Below are 14,264 nucleotides of genomic sequence, written 5' to 3'. Positions count from 1 at the left end.
ACCCGTGCGTGCGCGACTGCGCGCGGCCGGCGGAAGGTCACGGGTTTGTAAAGAACATGAACGAATTTCGTCCGAGGGGTTGCGCCGAGGTTTGTTCGTAAGGTCTACTAACAAACGTGACGGCAACGGAAGCACCACGAGGGCAGGCGCCCGCACCCACCGCGAACGGCGGACGGGCGGGCAACTCCGCCGAGGGCACGACGGCATCGTTCCCCACGAGTCCGCTCTTCGCGGCGCGGGCCCTGCGCACCTCCGGCAAGGTGCTCCCCGAGCACGCGCGCAGCAACAACCGGTCGCTCGTGCTCCAGACGCTCTACACGCTCGGTGCGCAGAGCCGCGCCGACGTCGCCCGGCAGACCGGGCTCACCCGCGTGACCGTCTCCGACCTCGTGGGCGAGCTCATCGCCGAGGGCCTCGTCGTGGAGCTCGGCCAGCGCGAGGACGCGCGGCCGGGCAAGCCCGCGACCCTCATCGACATCGACCGCTCGGGCCACCACGTGATCGCGCTCGACCTCTCCGAGCACACCCGCTTCCGCGGCGCGGTGCTCGACCTCGACGGCGGCATCGTCGCCCAGGCCGAGGTCGCGCTCGACGGCGCGACGGGGGAGCGGGCGTTCGAGCTCGTCGCCGAGCTGCTCGACGGCCTGCTCGCGCTCACCACCGCGACCGTGCTCGGCATCGGCGTCGGATCGCCCGGCGTCGTCGAGCCCAACGGCGTCGTGCGCTCGGCGCCCAACCTCGGCTGGGTCGACCTGCCCCTGCAGGATCGGCTGCACGCCGCCTTCCACCTCCCCGTGCACGTCGCCAACGACGCGAACGTGGCCGTGCTCGCCGAGCACGCCGGCGCCCCCGGCGACCTCGTGCTCGTCAAGGTCGGCCACGGCGTCGGCGCCGGCCTCATCGTCGGCGGCCGACCCGTCCTCGGCGCGGGCAGCGCCGCGGGCGAGATCGGCCACGTCGTCGTCGGCACCGACGGCGGCCCGCGCTGCGCGTGCGGCAAGGACGGATGCCTCGAGGCGTGGCTCGCCGTGCCCCGACTCACTGCCGAGCTCGAACGGCTCGGCGAGGCGGGCGCTCCGGCATCCGCCCGCGAAGAGACCCTGCGGGAAGCGGGCCGACGCCTCGGCATCGTGCTCGCCCCCGTCGTCGGTGCGCTGAACCTCTCCGAGGTCGTGCTCAGCGGACCGGCGGAACTGCTTGACGGCCCGCTGCTCGAGGCGGCCGTCGAGACGGTCCGGAACCGGACGATGACGGAACACCACCGGGAACTGAGGCTCCGGATGACCGCGCACGGGCAGGACATCGTCCTGCGCGGGGCGGCCGTCATGGTCCTCTCCGGCCAACTCGGGGTCTCGTAGGCCCCAACCCCTGCACCACGGGTGGCAGCACCCCCGCTCCCACCTTCCCCCTACGAAAGGAAACCACGCAATGAGGAACCTCGGCATCGTGGCGCTCGGCGCCGCGGCGGCGCTGACCCTCGCCGGGTGCGCGACCAGCGGAGGCGACGCTGCCTCCACCGACGAGAACGCGGAGATCCGCGTCTGGCTCGTCGGCACCGACACCCCCGACGCGGCGCGCGAGCTGCTCGTCGAGACCTTCGAGGAGGAGCACCCCGGCTCCACGCTCGTGATCGAGGAGCAGTCGTGGGACGGTCTCGTCGACCGCCTCACCACGAGCCTCTCCGGCTCGGACAGCCCCGACGTCGTCGAGGTCGGCAACACCCAGGCCTCGGCGTTCACCTCGGCGGGCGCGTTCATGGACCTCACCGACCACTACGACGAGCTCGGCGGCGACGACCTGCTGCCCGGCTTCGTCGAGGCGGGCTCCTACGACGGCAAGTTCTACGCCGCCCCGCTGTACTCGGGCTCGCGCCTCGTGTTCTACAAGAAGGACGCGCTCGCCGCGGCCGGCCTCGACGTCCCGACCACGCTCGACCAGTACGTCGACCAGGGCATCCAGCTCGCTCAGGAGAACGACGGCAAGTCGGGCATCTGGTGGCCCGGCCAGGACTGGTACAACGCCCTGCCCTACATCTGGGAGAACGGCGGCGAGGTGGCAGTCCCGGACGGTGAGGGCTGGGACGCGCAGCTCTCGAGCCCCGAGTCCATCGCCGGCCTCGAGCAGGTCCAGCAGGTCATGACCGAGGCGTCGCGGGCCCCGAAGGACGGCCAGGAGACCAACCCGCAGGTCGGCTTCTGCGACGGCACCACGCTGCAGCTGTCGGCCCCGAGCTGGGTCAAGTGGTCGATCCTCGCTCCCGAGGACGCCGAGACCCCCGGCTGCCCCGACCAGGAGGAGAACCTCGGCGTCTACGCGCTCCCGGGCGCTGACGGCGGCGCGGCGCAGGTCTTCGCCGGCGGCTCGAACATCGCCGTCTCGGCGAAGTCCGCCCACCCCGAGCTCGCGCTCGACGCGCTGAAGATCATCCTCTCCGACGAGTTCCAGACCGTGTACGGCGAGAACGGCCTCGTGCCGGCGAAGCTCTCGCTCGCCGACACGCTCGGCACCGACGAGGTCGCGCAGGCGATCTCCTCTGCCGCGGGCAACGCCAAGCTCACCCCGGCCTCGCCGAAGTGGGCCGACGTCGAGGCCGCGGGCATCCTGCAGGACCTCTTCGTCAACATCGCGCAGGGCGGCGACGTCGCCCAGCTCGCCGCGGAGGCGGACCAGGAGATCGAGGACATCCTCAACGGCTAGTCCCTTCCCACGCGGTGCGGCCGCGCGCACACTACGAAGTGCGGCCGCACCGATCCTCACCAGGCCCCGGGCCGGCAGCGCCCCACACACGCCGCCGGCCCGGACCCATGAGCGGGCACCGCCCGCGGCATCCGTACCTCGCCGTCAGACGCAGGAGCCCCACATGACCACCACCGACACCGGCCTCCCCCCGGCCGTGAGCTCGGTCGAGGGCGAGCGCATGGTCGCGCCGCAGCCCGACCGGCCGCGCCGGCGCCGCCTCAGCCGCCGCGCCGGGGGCCTCACCCCGTACGCCCTCCTCGTCCCCGCCTCGCTCGTCCTCGCCGCCATCGTCGGCTGGCCGCTCATCCAGCTGCTCGTCACGTCGATGCAGGAGTTCGGCCGCGCCCAGGTCTTCGGCGCCCCGCCCGAGTGGGTGTGGTTCCAGAACTACGTCGACGTCCTCACCGACGCCACCTTCTACGAGGTGCTCGCGCGCAGCCTCGTCTTCGCCGCCGCGTGCGTCGTGACCACGATGGTCCTCGGCACGCTCGTGGCCCTCCTCCTCCAGCGCCTGCCCAAGGGCTTCCGCCTGCTGCTGTCCGTGGGCATGCTCCTGGCCTGGGCGATGCCGCCGCTGTCGGCGACGATCGTCTGGGGCTGGATGTTCGACACCGACTACGGCATCGTCAACTCGGTCCTCGTGAACACGTTCGGGCTCGAGGAGTTCCGCCAGCACTCCTGGCTCATCGACCCGCTGAGCTTCTTCCTCGTCGCGGGCGTCATCATCGTCTGGGGCGCGGTGCCGTTCGTCGCCTTCACGCTCTACGCCGGACTGACGCAGGTGCCCGAGGAGGTCCTCGAGGCGGCCCAGCTCGACGGCGCGGGCGCCGTCCACCGCTTCCGGCTCATCGTGTTCCCGTACCTCAAGCCGATCTTCCTGATCACGACGATCCTGCAGATCATCTGGGACCTCAAGGTCTTCACGCAGATCTTCGCGCTGCAGGACATCGGCGGCATCCGCGCCCTCACCAACACGCTGGGCGTGTACATCTACCAGGTCTCGATCGCGGGCGGCGACTTCGGCACCGGCGGCGCGATCGCCGTCATCACGGCCATCATCCTGATGACCGTCTCGCTGTACTACGTCCGCCAGGTCATCAAGGAGGAGGAGCTGTGAGCGCCACCACCGCCACCGCGCCGCGCACCGGCGCCCCGGCCGCGACCTCGTCGGCCCCACGCCGCCGCGGCGGCCGCCGAGGACTCTCGACCGCGCTCTGGAGCGCCCTCTCCGTCGTGCTGTTCGCCCTGTTCTCCTTCCCCGTGTACTGGATGGTGAACACCTCGTTCCAGCCCAACAACGAGATCCGCGGCTCCGAGATCCACTTCTGGCCCGACAACTTCACGCTGCGCAACTACGCGACCGTGCTGTTCGACCCGGGCCGCACGCCCTTCGCACCCGCCGCCGTGAACTCCCTCATCGTGACCCTGACCACGGTGGTCGTCGCGCTCGTGTTCGCCTTCCTCGCCGCGATCGCGGTCACGCGGTTCCGCTTCTCGAGCCGGCGAGGGTTCATCGTCATGATCCTGGTGATCCAGATGATCCCCGGCGAGGCGATGATCGTCTCGATCTTCCGCGTCATCGACGGATGGCACCTGCTCAACACCCTGATCGGCCTGACGATCGTGTACGTGGCGACCGTGCTGCCGTTCACGATCTGGACGCTGCGCGGGTTCGTGAACGGGGTGCCGGCCGACCTGGAGGAGGCCGCGATGATCGACGGCTGCTCCCGTGCCGGCGCGTTCTGGCGGGTCACGTTCCCGCTGCTCGCCCCCGGCCTCGTCGCGACCGGCGTCTTCGGCTTCATCCAGGCGTGGAACGAGTTCGTCATCGCGCTCGTGCTGAACGCCCGCCCCGAGATGATGACGCTGCCCGTGTGGCTGCGCACGTTCCTCGTGGCGAACGGCACCACCAACTGGGCCGCCATCATGGCAGGCTCGACCCTGATGGCGATCCCGGTCATCGTCTTCTTCCTGATCGTCCAGGGCCGGATGACGAGCGGACTCGTGAGCGGAGCGGTCAAGGGATGAGCGAGACGATCCGGAGCGGCGCGGGCACCGACCTGCGTCGCGACATCCTCACGACCCTCCTGCCCGGGTTCGCCGGGCCCGAGGCGCCCGAGTGGCTCCTCGGCCTGCTCCGCGAGGGCCTCGGCGGCGTGTGCGTGTTCGCCACGAACGTGGCATCCGCTCCGCAGCTCGCCGGCCTGACGGCCGAGCTCCGCGCGGCCAATCCGCTCGCGGTCGTGGCGATCGACGAGGAGGGCGGCGACGTCACGCGCCTCTTCGCGGACCGCGGAGCGCCCTTCCCCGGCAACGCCGTGCTGGGCCGCATCGACGACGTGGAGCTCACCCGCGCGGTCGGGCGCGCGGTCGGCGATGCGATCGCGGCGGCGGGCTGCACGATGACCTTCGCCCCGGACGCCGACATCAACTCGAACGCGCAGAACCCGGTGATCGGGGTCCGCAGCTTCGGGGCCGAGCCCGGGCTCGTGTCACGGCACACGGCCGCCTGGGTCGACGGCGTGCAGGCCGCGGGGGTCGATGCGAGCGCCAAGCACTTCCCCGGCCACGGCGACACCGCGACCGACTCGCACCTGGCGCTGCCGGTCGTCGACCTGCCCCTCGGGCGACTCCGCGAGCGCGAGCTCGCTCCGTTCCGGGCCGCGATCGCCGCGGGCACGCGCTCGATCATGACCTCCCACATCCTGCTCCCGCAGCTCGATGCGGAGCACCCCGCCACCCTGTCTCCCCGCATCCTGCACGGCCTGCTCCGCGGGGAGCTGGGGTTCGAGGGCGTCATCGTGTCCGACGCCCTCGACATGGCCGGGGCGAGCGGCGTGCACGGCATCCCCGAGGCCGCCGTGCTCGCGCTCGCCGCCGGCTGCGACCTGCTGTGCATCGGCACGGACAACACCGGTCCCCAGATGGAGGAGATCGCGGCCGCGATCGCCGCGGCGGTCGAGTCGGGTCGCCTGCCGGCCGAGCGCGTCGCCGATGCGGCCGCGCGGGTCCGGGGCCTGGCCGCCGCCCGCTCCGCAGGCCGGGCGACCGTGCCGGCGGCGACCTCCGCCGCGCTCGCCGAGGACCTCGGCGGTCGCGTCAGCGCCTCGTTCCACGTCGCCCCCGAGGTGCGGGAGCGGCTGGCGGGCGCCGCCGCGGTCGGCACCGTCGTCCGCATCGAGACCGTGGCGAACATCGCGGTCGGCGCGGTGCCATGGGGTCCGTTCGCGCTCACCGCGGTGCCCGACGACGACCGGCCGGCTCCGGCGTGGCTCCGCGAGGCCGCCGAGGTCGTCGTCGACGCCGCCTCGCCGCTCGACGACGCCGTCGCGCTCGCGGGACCGGTGCTCGTGATCGGCAAGGACCTGCATCGCCACGCGTTCGCCGTCGAGGCGATCGAGCGGCTGCGTGCCGAGCGCTCCGATGTCGTGACGGTCGACATGGGCTGGCCGAGCGAGGACCTCGCGTTCGCGGACGTCGCGACGTTCGGCGCCTCGCGGGGGGTCTCGGCGCGGTTCGCCGAGCTCGTCGCCGAGGCGCTCGCGGAACCGGCGGAGGTCTCGTGAGGCTCGGGATCGACATCGGCGGCACGAAGACCGCCGCCGTCGCGATCGGCGAGGACGGCGAACTCAGCGACCAGGTGCGCATGCCGACCGGCTTCGGTGCGGAGGCGGTCGTCGCGACCGCGCTGCGGACGGTCGAGCGGATGTCGGAGCTCGCCGGCGTCGAGCCGACCGCGTTCCACTCGATCGGCATCGGCATCCCCGGGTCGGTCGACAGCGCGACCGGCCGCGTGACGCACGCCGTGAACCTCGGGCTCGAGGGGCTCGACCTGGGGCCGCGGCTGGCCGACCGGCTCGGCGTCGACGTGCGCATCGAGAACGACGTGAAGGCGGCGGCCCTGGGCGCGCACCACCTGCTCGGCGTCGCCGACGGGCTCCGGGCGCACTCGATGGCCTACCTCAACCTCGGCACCGGGCTCGCCGCCGGCATCGTGCTCGACGGGCACCTGCTCCGTGGCGGTCGGGGCGTGGCCGGGGAGATCGGGCACATCCCGGTCGACCCGGCGGGCGAGCGCTGCGCGTGCGGGCAGCGGGGATGCCTCGAGACCCTCGCCTCGGGCTCGGCGCTCGCGACGCTGTGGCCGACCGGCCACCGCTACCCGGCCGTCGACCTGTTCGACCGCGCGGACGAGGGCGACCCGGTCGCCGTCGCGGCGCGGCACCGCTTCCTCACGGGCGTGGCCTCGGCCGTGCGACTGCTCGCCCTCACGACCGACGTCGACGACATCGTCGTCGGGGGCGGCCTCGCCGCGCTCGGCGACCGGCTGCTCGAGGGCACGCGCAGCGTGCTGGCCGCGTGGGCGGAGGACTCCGCGTTCCTCGCCTCGCTCGACCTGCCCCGCCGGGTGCAGGTCATCCCGCGCGGATTCCCGGCCGCCGCCGTCGGCGCGGCCCTGATCGGAGAGGAACTGGAGGCGCCGGCATGGCAGAGGTCGTGATCGTCCGAGACGAGCAGGAGGCCGGCGAGCTCGCGGCGACGGTCGTCGCGGACCTGGTCCGCAGGCGCCCGGACGCGGTGCTCGGCCTCGCGACGGGCTCCACGCCGCTCTCGACGTACCGCGCGCTCGCGGGGCGCATCGCCGGCGAGGGCCTCGACGTCTCGCGGGTGCGCGGCTTCGCACTCGACGAGTACGTCGGCCTGCCCGCCGGACACCCGGAGGGCTACCGTCAGGTCATCACGCGCGAGGTCGTGGAGCCGCTCGGGCTGACGCCGGAGCTGGTGCGCGTGCCCAATGGCGATCCCGCGAGCATCCGGACGGCCGCCGAGGACTACGACGCGGCGATCCGCGACGCCGGCGGCGTCGACCTGCAGGTCCTCGGCATCGGGCGCACCGGACACATCGGGTTCAACGAGCCGGGGTCGTCGCTCGCGTCGCGCACGCGCGTGAAGACGCTCACCGAGCAGACGCGCATCGACAACGCCCGTTTCTTCGACTCGATCGACGACGTCCCGATGCACTGCATCACGCAGGGGATCGGGACGATCCTCGAGGCGCGGCACCTGGTGCTCCTCGCGTTCGGCGAGGCGAAGGCCGAGGCGCTCGCGGCGGCCGTCGAGGGCCCGGTCTCGGCGAGCCAGCCGGGTTCGGCGATCCAGCTGCACCCGCACGCGACCGTCATCGCCGACGAGGCGGCGGCGTCGCGGCTCGAGCACGCCGCGTACTACCGCTACGCGTGGGCCAACAAGCCGGACTGGCAGGGCATCTGACGGGGTCCGGGGTCGCGGTGCTGCGCGTCCCGTCGGTGCACGGCCGTGCGATCGGGCGCGCCTCGGTTCAGTGGGCGAGCGCCTCCTCGAGCGCGCCGAGGTAGGCCGCCTCGTCGAAGTCGTCGAGGAGCGCGCGCTGGAGGATGAAGCCCGGCGCCGCGGAGAGGATGACGGGCGTCACCCGCTCGGCCCAGCCGACCGGGTCGCCGTCGACGCGGTCGGGGTTCGCGCGCGCCCAGTCGGCGAGCTGCACGCCGATCGCCGTGCGCAGCCGCAGGAACACGACCTGCACGAGGTCGCGGATCTCGCGGTCGACGATCGCCTCGGACCAGAGCTGGGGGAGGACGTCGCTGAACGGCTCGGTGCGGATGCCGGAGAGCAGCGTCGCGATGACCTCGCCCGGCGACAGCGGGCCCTCGCCCCTGCGACGCTCGGCGAGCTCGATCCGGCGCGACTCGAGGACGCGCGCCGCGGCGGCCGCGAACAGCTCCTTCTTGCCGTCGGGGAAGTTGCCGTAGATCGCCCCGGCCGAGAGCCCGGAGGCCTCCACCAGGTCGGCGATCGAGGTCTTGGCGTAGCCGCGCTCGGCGAAGCACCTGAGCGCGACGTCCAGGATCTCCTCCCGGCGCGCGGCGCGGTACTCCTCGCTCACCTTGGGCATCGGCATCCTCCCGTCGCTTGACGATCCTACGTCGCGGGTCCATTATAAAGAACGAGCATTCGTTTTTTATGAAAGGACGGATCATGTCCTCCCACACCACCCATCGGACCCCGATGGTCCGCGCCGTCGGCATCGGCGCCGTGCTCTCGCTCGTCGTCGGCGTCATCCTGCTGGCGTTCGCCTGGCCATCGGTCACCGCCGATCCCCAGGACCTCCCCGTCGGCATCGTGGGCCCCGACGCCGCGGTGAGCCAGGTCGAGCAGCGCATCGCCGACGAGGCAGGCGGGGCCATCGCCCCCGAGCGCTACGACGACCGCGACGCCGCCGTGTCGGCGATCGAGCAGCGCGAGGTCTACGGCGCCGTCGTGCTCGGCGACGCCCCGACCGACGCGCCCGAGGTCCTCATCGCCACCGCCGCGAGCGCGCCGGTCGCGCAGCAGCTCACCGCCCTCGCCCAGCAGCTGCAGGCGGGCATCGACGAGCAGGTGCGGGCCGCACTTCCGGAGCAGCTCCAGCAGGTGCTCGAGTCGGCCGTGAAGGCCGCCGTCGCCCAGGCCACCGGCCAGGCCGGCGACGGTGCCCCGAGCGCTCCCTCGGTGCCCGAGCTGCCGCAGGTCACCGTGACCGTGACCGACGTCGTGCCGCTCGCCGACACCGACCCGCGCGGCACGGGCCTCGCGGTCGCCATGTTCCCGCTCGTGCTCGGCGGCATGCTCGGCGGCATCGCCATCTCGCTCGCCGTCATCGGCGCCATGCGCCGCGTCGCGGCCGTGATCGCCTACGCGGTCGCCACCGGCCTCGTGCTCGGGGGCATCCTGCAGGGCTGGTTCGGCGCGCTGCAGGGCGACTACTGGGTGAACGCCGGTGCCATCGCGCTCGCCGTCGCCGCCATCGCCGCGCCCATCACCGGGCTCGTCGCGATCATGGGCCGGGCGGGCATCGGCGTCGGCGCCGTGCTGTTCATCCTGGTCGCGAACCCGATCTCGGCGGCGACCGTGCCGGTCGAGTTCCTCGTCTCGCCGTGGGGCGCGATCGGGCAGTGGTTCCCGCCGGGGGCCGCGGCCACGCTCCTGCGCGACCTGTCGTACTTCCCCGACGCGCCGATGGCGTTCCCGTGGCTGGTCCTCGCGGGCTGGGCGGCGGCCGGCATCCTGCTCTCCCTGGTCGGGCACTTCCGCACGGCCGGCGGCGCGGAGTCCGACGACGAGGCGTCCCACGCCGACGAGGAGCTGGCCGAGGCGGATGCCGCGGGCGAGCGTCCCGCGTCGTCAGCCGCGACCGACCGCGACGCCGCCCCGGTCGGCTGAACCGCGCCGACCACCGCAGTGCTCCACCGCGCCGCGGCATCCCCGATCGGATGCCGCGGCGCGGCCGTGCAGCCGGCCCGATTAGGCTTGAACCTCGTGAACGACGCCTCGCCCGAGCCGACCCCCGCGGTCGGCGCCAACGACCTGCTGCGCTTCCTGCTCGAGCTCTTCGCGATCGCGACCCTCGCGATCTTCGGGTTCACGGCGTTCGCCCTGCCGTGGCCCGGCATCCTCACCGGGCTCGGCCTGCCGCTGCTGGCGATCCTGCTCTGGGGCCTGTTCCGGTCGCCCAAGGCGGTCTTCCGGGTGGACCCCTTCGTGAAGGCGCTCGTCGAGATCGCGGTCTTCTCGACGGCGGCGATCGCCTGGTGGGTCATGGGCCAGCCCGTGGTCGCGGTCGTCTTCGCCGTCGTCGCGGCCGTGAGCGGCGTCATCAACGGGCGCCGCGAGTTCCGCGACTGAGGCCCGCCCCGGTCAGCGGAAGATGACCGTGCGCTGGCCGTCGAGCAGCACGCGGCGCTCCGCGAACCACTTCACGGCCTGCGAGAGCGTGCGGCTCTCCTCGTCCTGGCCGATCGCGACGAGCTCCGCGACCGAGCGCGAGTGATCGACCCGCACCACGTTCTGCTCGATGATCGGGCCCTCGTCGAGGTCGCTCGTGACGAAGTGCGCCGTCGCCCCGATGAGCTTCACGCCGCGCGCGTGCGCCTGGCGGTACGGGTTCGCGCCCTTGAAGCCCGGCAGGAACGAGTGGTGGATGTTGATGCAGCGCCCGGCGAGCGCCTCGCAGAGCTCGGGGGAGAGGATCTGCATGTACCGCGCGAGCACCACGAGCTCGATGTCGTGCTCGTCGACCGCCGCGAGGATCCGGCGTTCGAACTCGGCCTTCGTCTCGGGGGAGGTGACCGGCGCGGACTCGAACGGCACGCCGTAGAAGTCGACGAGGTCGCGCAGCGTTCCGTGGTTCGAGAGCACGAGCGGCACCTCGATCGGCAGCTGCCCCGCGTGGTGGCGGAAGAGCAGGTCGTTGACGCAGTGCCCGGCGGTCGAGGCGAGCACGAGGGTGCGCAGCGGCCGACCCACCTCGTCGAGGTGCAGCTCCATGCCCCACCGCTCGACGACCGGCGCGAGCGCGGCCTCGAACTCGTCGCGGCCGGCGGTCGACTCGACCTGCACGCGCATGAAGAACCGGCCCGTGTCGTCGCTGGCGAACTGCTGGCTCTCGGTGATGTTGCCGCGGGACGCGACGATCGCGCCGCTCACGGCGTGCACGATGCCGGGTCCGTCGGTGCAGCTCAGCGTGACGACCCAGTGGTAGCGGTGCGGGCTGTGCGGCTCGGCCTCCGTGGTCATCCGCTCAGCGTACCGTTCGGCCTCCACTCAGGCGGACGCCGCTACACTGGTCGACGGTCGTGCGGACACCGCCGGCCCCGGGCGCGCACGTGAGCGCGTAGTCGACCCGCCGCCGGCCAGGCCGCGAGCGGGGAACGCCGTCGGATGAACCCTTCATGCCGATCACTGAATCGTCGCGCCCGCGCGCGACCACCATGCCCACGATGCCCTGGCGGGCGCTCGTCGCCCTCGCCTCGGCCGTGTTCCTCTCCATCACCATCGAGATGCTCCCGACGGGGCTGCTGCCCGAGATGAGCGCCGACCTCGGCGTCGGCGCGCCGTTCGTCGGGCTGCTCGTCTCGGTGTTCGCGTTCGCCGTCGTCGTGACGTCGACGCCGCTCACCGCACTGCTCCGGCGCGTGCCGCGGCGCACCCTCATGACGGTGGTGCTCGTCGTCCTCGCGCTCTCGACCGGCGCGTCGGCGCTCGCGCCCGACTACGGCACGCTCGTCGCCGTCCGCGTCGTCGGCGGCGTCGCGCACGGGCTCTTCTGGGCCCTCGTCGGCGCCTACCCGGCCCGGCTGGTCGGCGAGGCGCACCTCGGCCGCGCCGTCTCGGTCGTGCTCGGCGGCGGCACCATCGCGCTCATCGCCGGCGTGCCGCTCGCGACGGCGCTCGGCCAGGGCCTCGGCTGGCGCTGGGCGTTCGGCGTCGTCGCGCTGCTCACGCTCGCCGGTGCGGTCGTCGTGCGGCTGGTCGTGCCGGCGGACGACGCCGCGCGCACCGCTCGGCCGACCGCCACCGGTTCGGTGCCGGCGGCCGGCGCCCGGGCCGTGCGCCCGTCCATGCGCGGCGTCGTCGCGGTCAGCGTCGTGACCGCGATCGTGATGGTCGGCCAGTACGCCGCCCTCACGTACGTGGCCCCCCTGCTCACCGACGTCGTCGGCGCGTCGCCGGCGGCGGTCGCCCCGCTCCTGTTCGCGTCGGGCCTCGCCGGTGCCGCCGGGCTCCTCGTTGCGGGCAGCGCGATCGCGCGCGACAGCGTCCGTGCGCTGGTCGTGGCGATGACGCTGCTCGCGATCGCGCTCGTCGCGATCGCCGCCGAGCCCGGGATCTGGCCCGGGATCATCGCGTACACCGTCTGGGGCTTCGCGTTCGGCGCCATCCCGCCGCTGCTCCAGACGCGGCTGCTGCAGGCGGCACCCCCCGAGCGCCGGGACGCCGCGAGCGCGCTCTACACGACCGCGTTCAACGTGGGCATCGGCGGCGGCGCGCTCGTCGGTGCGGTGCTCTTCGGGGCCTTCGGGGTCGGCTCGGTCCCGGTCGCGTACGCGGTGCTGCTCGTCGTGGCGATGCTGGTCGTGGTCGCCTCGGCGCGCGCGGCGCGGGCCCGTGCGGGCGTGCCCGTCCGCGCGTAGGCGGAGCGCCGGCGACCGCCGCCTCCGGGCGGCTCAGGCGTAGCGCGCCCCCGCCGTCCACTTGTGGTTCGCGGGCGCGAGCAGCTCGATCACCGTGGTGCCGGTCGCGTCGATCGTGACCGTCGCGAAGGCGACGCCGTCGGCGAGGAGCTCGACCTCGGCGCCCGGTTCGCCGGTCACGGTGAGCACCAGCTCCGACCCGTGCGCCTCGGCGACCAGCACGGGTTCGGCGACCGGCGCGGGCTCCGGCTCCGGGGCCGGCTCCGGCTCGACGGTCGGCTCGGGGTCGGGTGCCGGCACGCGGTCGACCGCCGGCGCCGGGTCGGCGGCGGGCTCCGCCTGCGGAGCCGGCGACGGGGTCCCGGTCTCGGTCTCCGTCTCGACGGGCGGGGTCGCCGGGTCGGGCTCGGGTTCGGGTGCGGTCGTGGGCGGGATCGCCGGCGCGACCTCGGCGGCGGGCGCGTCGGCGGCGACCGCCGCGGGCAGCTCCGGTGCGCCGTCGGTCGGGGCGAGGGCGGGCAGCAGGAGCAGCGTGGCGGCCGTCGTGGCGACGAGCAGTGCGCCGCCCACTCCGGCCCCGATGGCGACCGCACCGCCGGCGCCGCCCGCGGCGGCGGAGGCCGCGGCGCCCCCGGTCGATGCGGCAGCGCCGGACGCACCGGCGCCCGCGCCGCCCGTGACGGTGATGCCGCCGGACGTCGACGCAGCGCCGGCGAGGCTCCCCGCCCCCGCGGCCGCCACCGTGACCGGGGCCGACGCGCCCAGCGCGGCAGAGTACGCCGTGGCGGCGGTGGTGCCCGCCGCCAGCGGCAGCAGGACGATCGCGAGCCGCGAGCCGACCTCGCGCGCCTCCGCCGCGACGACCGTGCACCGGGCGCAGCCGTCCAGGTGGGCCTCGACCTTCGCCGTGTCGCGCGCGCGGAGCCGCCCCCGCAGGTAGGCGGCGAGTCGGTCGACGGTCCAGCGGCACTCCGGGTCGTGGCCCGCGTCGGCGAGGTGCGCGCGGATCCACTGCTGGCGCAGCCCCTCGCGGGCGCGGTACGCGAGGGCGGCGGTCGCGTTGGCCGACATGCCGACGAGCGGTGCGATCTGCGCCGGCGACATCCGCTCGACCTCGGCGTACCAGAGCACCTCCTGCCAGCGCACCGGGAGCGCCCGGAACGCGGTCGCGGTCGTCGAGCGGTCGAGCTCCGCGAGCACGGCGGCGTCGCTCGTGGCCGGGTCCTCGACCTGGTCGAGCGTGTCGAGCGCGTGCTCGCGCGCGGCGCGGCCCCAGCTCGCCGCCGTGTTGCGGATGGTCGTGAACAGGTAGGGCCGGAAGGCGCCCGTCGGCCCGTGCCCTGCGCCGATCGCCTCGTAGATGCGCGTGAAGGCCTCGGCGACGAGGTCCTCGGCGTCGAGGGTCGTGTGCGACCGGGCGACCGTGCGGGCGGATGCCTCGTGGCGTCGCCACAGCTCGGCGTAGGCCTCGCGGTCGCCGGTCCGGGTCGCGGCGATGAGCGCCGCGTCGGCGAGTTCGGTGCGTGCTGGGGACAC

The 14,264-nt window shown here is 73.8% G+C and carries 13 protein-coding genes; 10 read left to right on the top strand and 3 right to left on the bottom strand.

Annotated features, from left to right (window positions below):
* The first annotated feature begins 242 nt into the window (after positions 1-242).
* The 7 genes from ABD230_RS18880 to nagB all read left to right on the top strand — a co-directional run bounded on the left by ABD230_RS18880 (position 243) and on the right by nagB (position 8,010).
* The gene (locus ABD230_RS18880; protein ID WP_344378914.1) at positions 243-1,358 is read left to right on the top strand and encodes an ROK family transcriptional regulator; all 1,116 of its coding nucleotides are present in this window, start codon (positions 243-245) and stop codon (positions 1,356-1,358) included.
* Positions 1,359-1,428: 70 nt separating this feature from the next.
* Positions 1,429-2,697 carry an extracellular solute-binding protein gene (locus tag ABD230_RS18875; protein WP_344378861.1) on the top strand — a complete coding sequence of 423 codons (1,269 nt, stop codon included), beginning with the start codon at positions 1,429-1,431 and terminating at the stop codon, positions 2,695-2,697.
* A gap of 163 nt (positions 2,698-2,860) precedes the next feature.
* A complete protein-coding gene (locus ABD230_RS18870; protein ID WP_344378858.1) occupies positions 2,861-3,856 on the top strand; it encodes a carbohydrate ABC transporter permease in 996 nt (331 codons plus the stop codon).
* Complete coding sequence (locus ABD230_RS18865) at positions 3,853-4,767, top strand: carbohydrate ABC transporter permease (protein WP_344378852.1); 915 nt, start codon at positions 3,853-3,855, stop codon at positions 4,765-4,767. Before ABD230_RS18870 ends, ABD230_RS18865 begins: the two co-directional genes overlap by 4 nt.
* The gene (locus ABD230_RS18860; RefSeq protein WP_344378850.1) at positions 4,764-6,305 is read left to right on the top strand and encodes a glycoside hydrolase family 3 protein; all 1,542 of its coding nucleotides are present in this window, start codon (positions 4,764-4,766) and stop codon (positions 6,303-6,305) included. Before ABD230_RS18865 ends, ABD230_RS18860 begins: the two co-directional genes overlap by 4 nt.
* On the top strand, positions 6,302-7,240 hold the full coding sequence (locus ABD230_RS18855; RefSeq protein ID WP_344378847.1) for an ROK family protein: 939 nt from the start codon (positions 6,302-6,304) through the stop codon (positions 7,238-7,240). Before ABD230_RS18860 ends, ABD230_RS18855 begins: the two co-directional genes overlap by 4 nt.
* Positions 7,225-8,010 (top strand): glucosamine-6-phosphate deaminase, encoded by a 786-nt coding sequence (gene nagB, locus ABD230_RS18850; protein WP_344378844.1) that lies wholly within the window; start codon positions 7,225-7,227, stop codon positions 8,008-8,010. The genes ABD230_RS18855 and nagB overlap by 16 nt, the downstream gene beginning before the upstream one ends.
* A gap of 67 nt (positions 8,011-8,077) precedes the next feature.
* On the opposite strand, the gene ABD230_RS18845 is transcribed toward nagB, so the two are convergent.
* Entirely contained in the window at positions 8,078-8,671 is a 594-nt protein-coding gene (locus ABD230_RS18845) for a TetR/AcrR family transcriptional regulator (RefSeq protein WP_344378842.1), read from the bottom strand.
* Positions 8,672-8,754: 83 nt separating this feature from the next.
* Between ABD230_RS18845 and ABD230_RS18840 the strand changes: the two genes are divergently transcribed.
* Positions 8,755-9,978 carry an ABC transporter permease gene (locus ABD230_RS18840; protein ID WP_344378839.1) on the top strand — a complete coding sequence of 408 codons (1,224 nt, stop codon included), beginning with the start codon at positions 8,755-8,757 and terminating at the stop codon, positions 9,976-9,978.
* A 96-nt stretch (positions 9,979-10,074) separates the two neighbouring features.
* On the top strand, positions 10,075-10,440 hold the full coding sequence (locus tag ABD230_RS18835; RefSeq protein WP_344378835.1) for a YrdB family protein: 366 nt from the start codon (positions 10,075-10,077) through the stop codon (positions 10,438-10,440).
* A 12-nt stretch (positions 10,441-10,452) separates the two neighbouring features.
* On the opposite strand, the gene purU is transcribed toward ABD230_RS18835, so the two are convergent.
* Complete coding sequence (gene purU / locus ABD230_RS18830; protein ID WP_344378832.1) at positions 10,453-11,331, bottom strand: formyltetrahydrofolate deformylase; 879 nt, start codon at positions 11,329-11,331, stop codon at positions 10,453-10,455.
* Between the two features lie 155 nt (positions 11,332-11,486).
* On the opposite strand from purU, the gene ABD230_RS18825 reads away from it, so the two are divergent.
* Positions 11,487-12,728 carry an MFS transporter gene (locus ABD230_RS18825; protein WP_344378829.1) on the top strand — a complete coding sequence of 414 codons (1,242 nt, stop codon included), beginning with the start codon at positions 11,487-11,489 and terminating at the stop codon, positions 12,726-12,728.
* Between the two features lie 33 nt (positions 12,729-12,761).
* Here the strand turns inward: ABD230_RS18825 and ABD230_RS18820 are convergent, their stop codons facing one another.
* On the bottom strand, positions 12,762-14,264 hold the full coding sequence (locus ABD230_RS18820; RefSeq protein WP_344378826.1) for a sigma-70 family RNA polymerase sigma factor: 1,503 nt from the start codon (positions 14,262-14,264) through the stop codon (positions 12,762-12,764).

It is taken from the genome of Agromyces tropicus, from assembly GCF_039531345.1.
Classification (GTDB): Bacteria; Actinomycetota; Actinomycetes; order Actinomycetales; family Microbacteriaceae; genus Agromyces; species Agromyces tropicus.
This window is presented reverse-complemented; position numbering and strand designations above follow the sequence as displayed.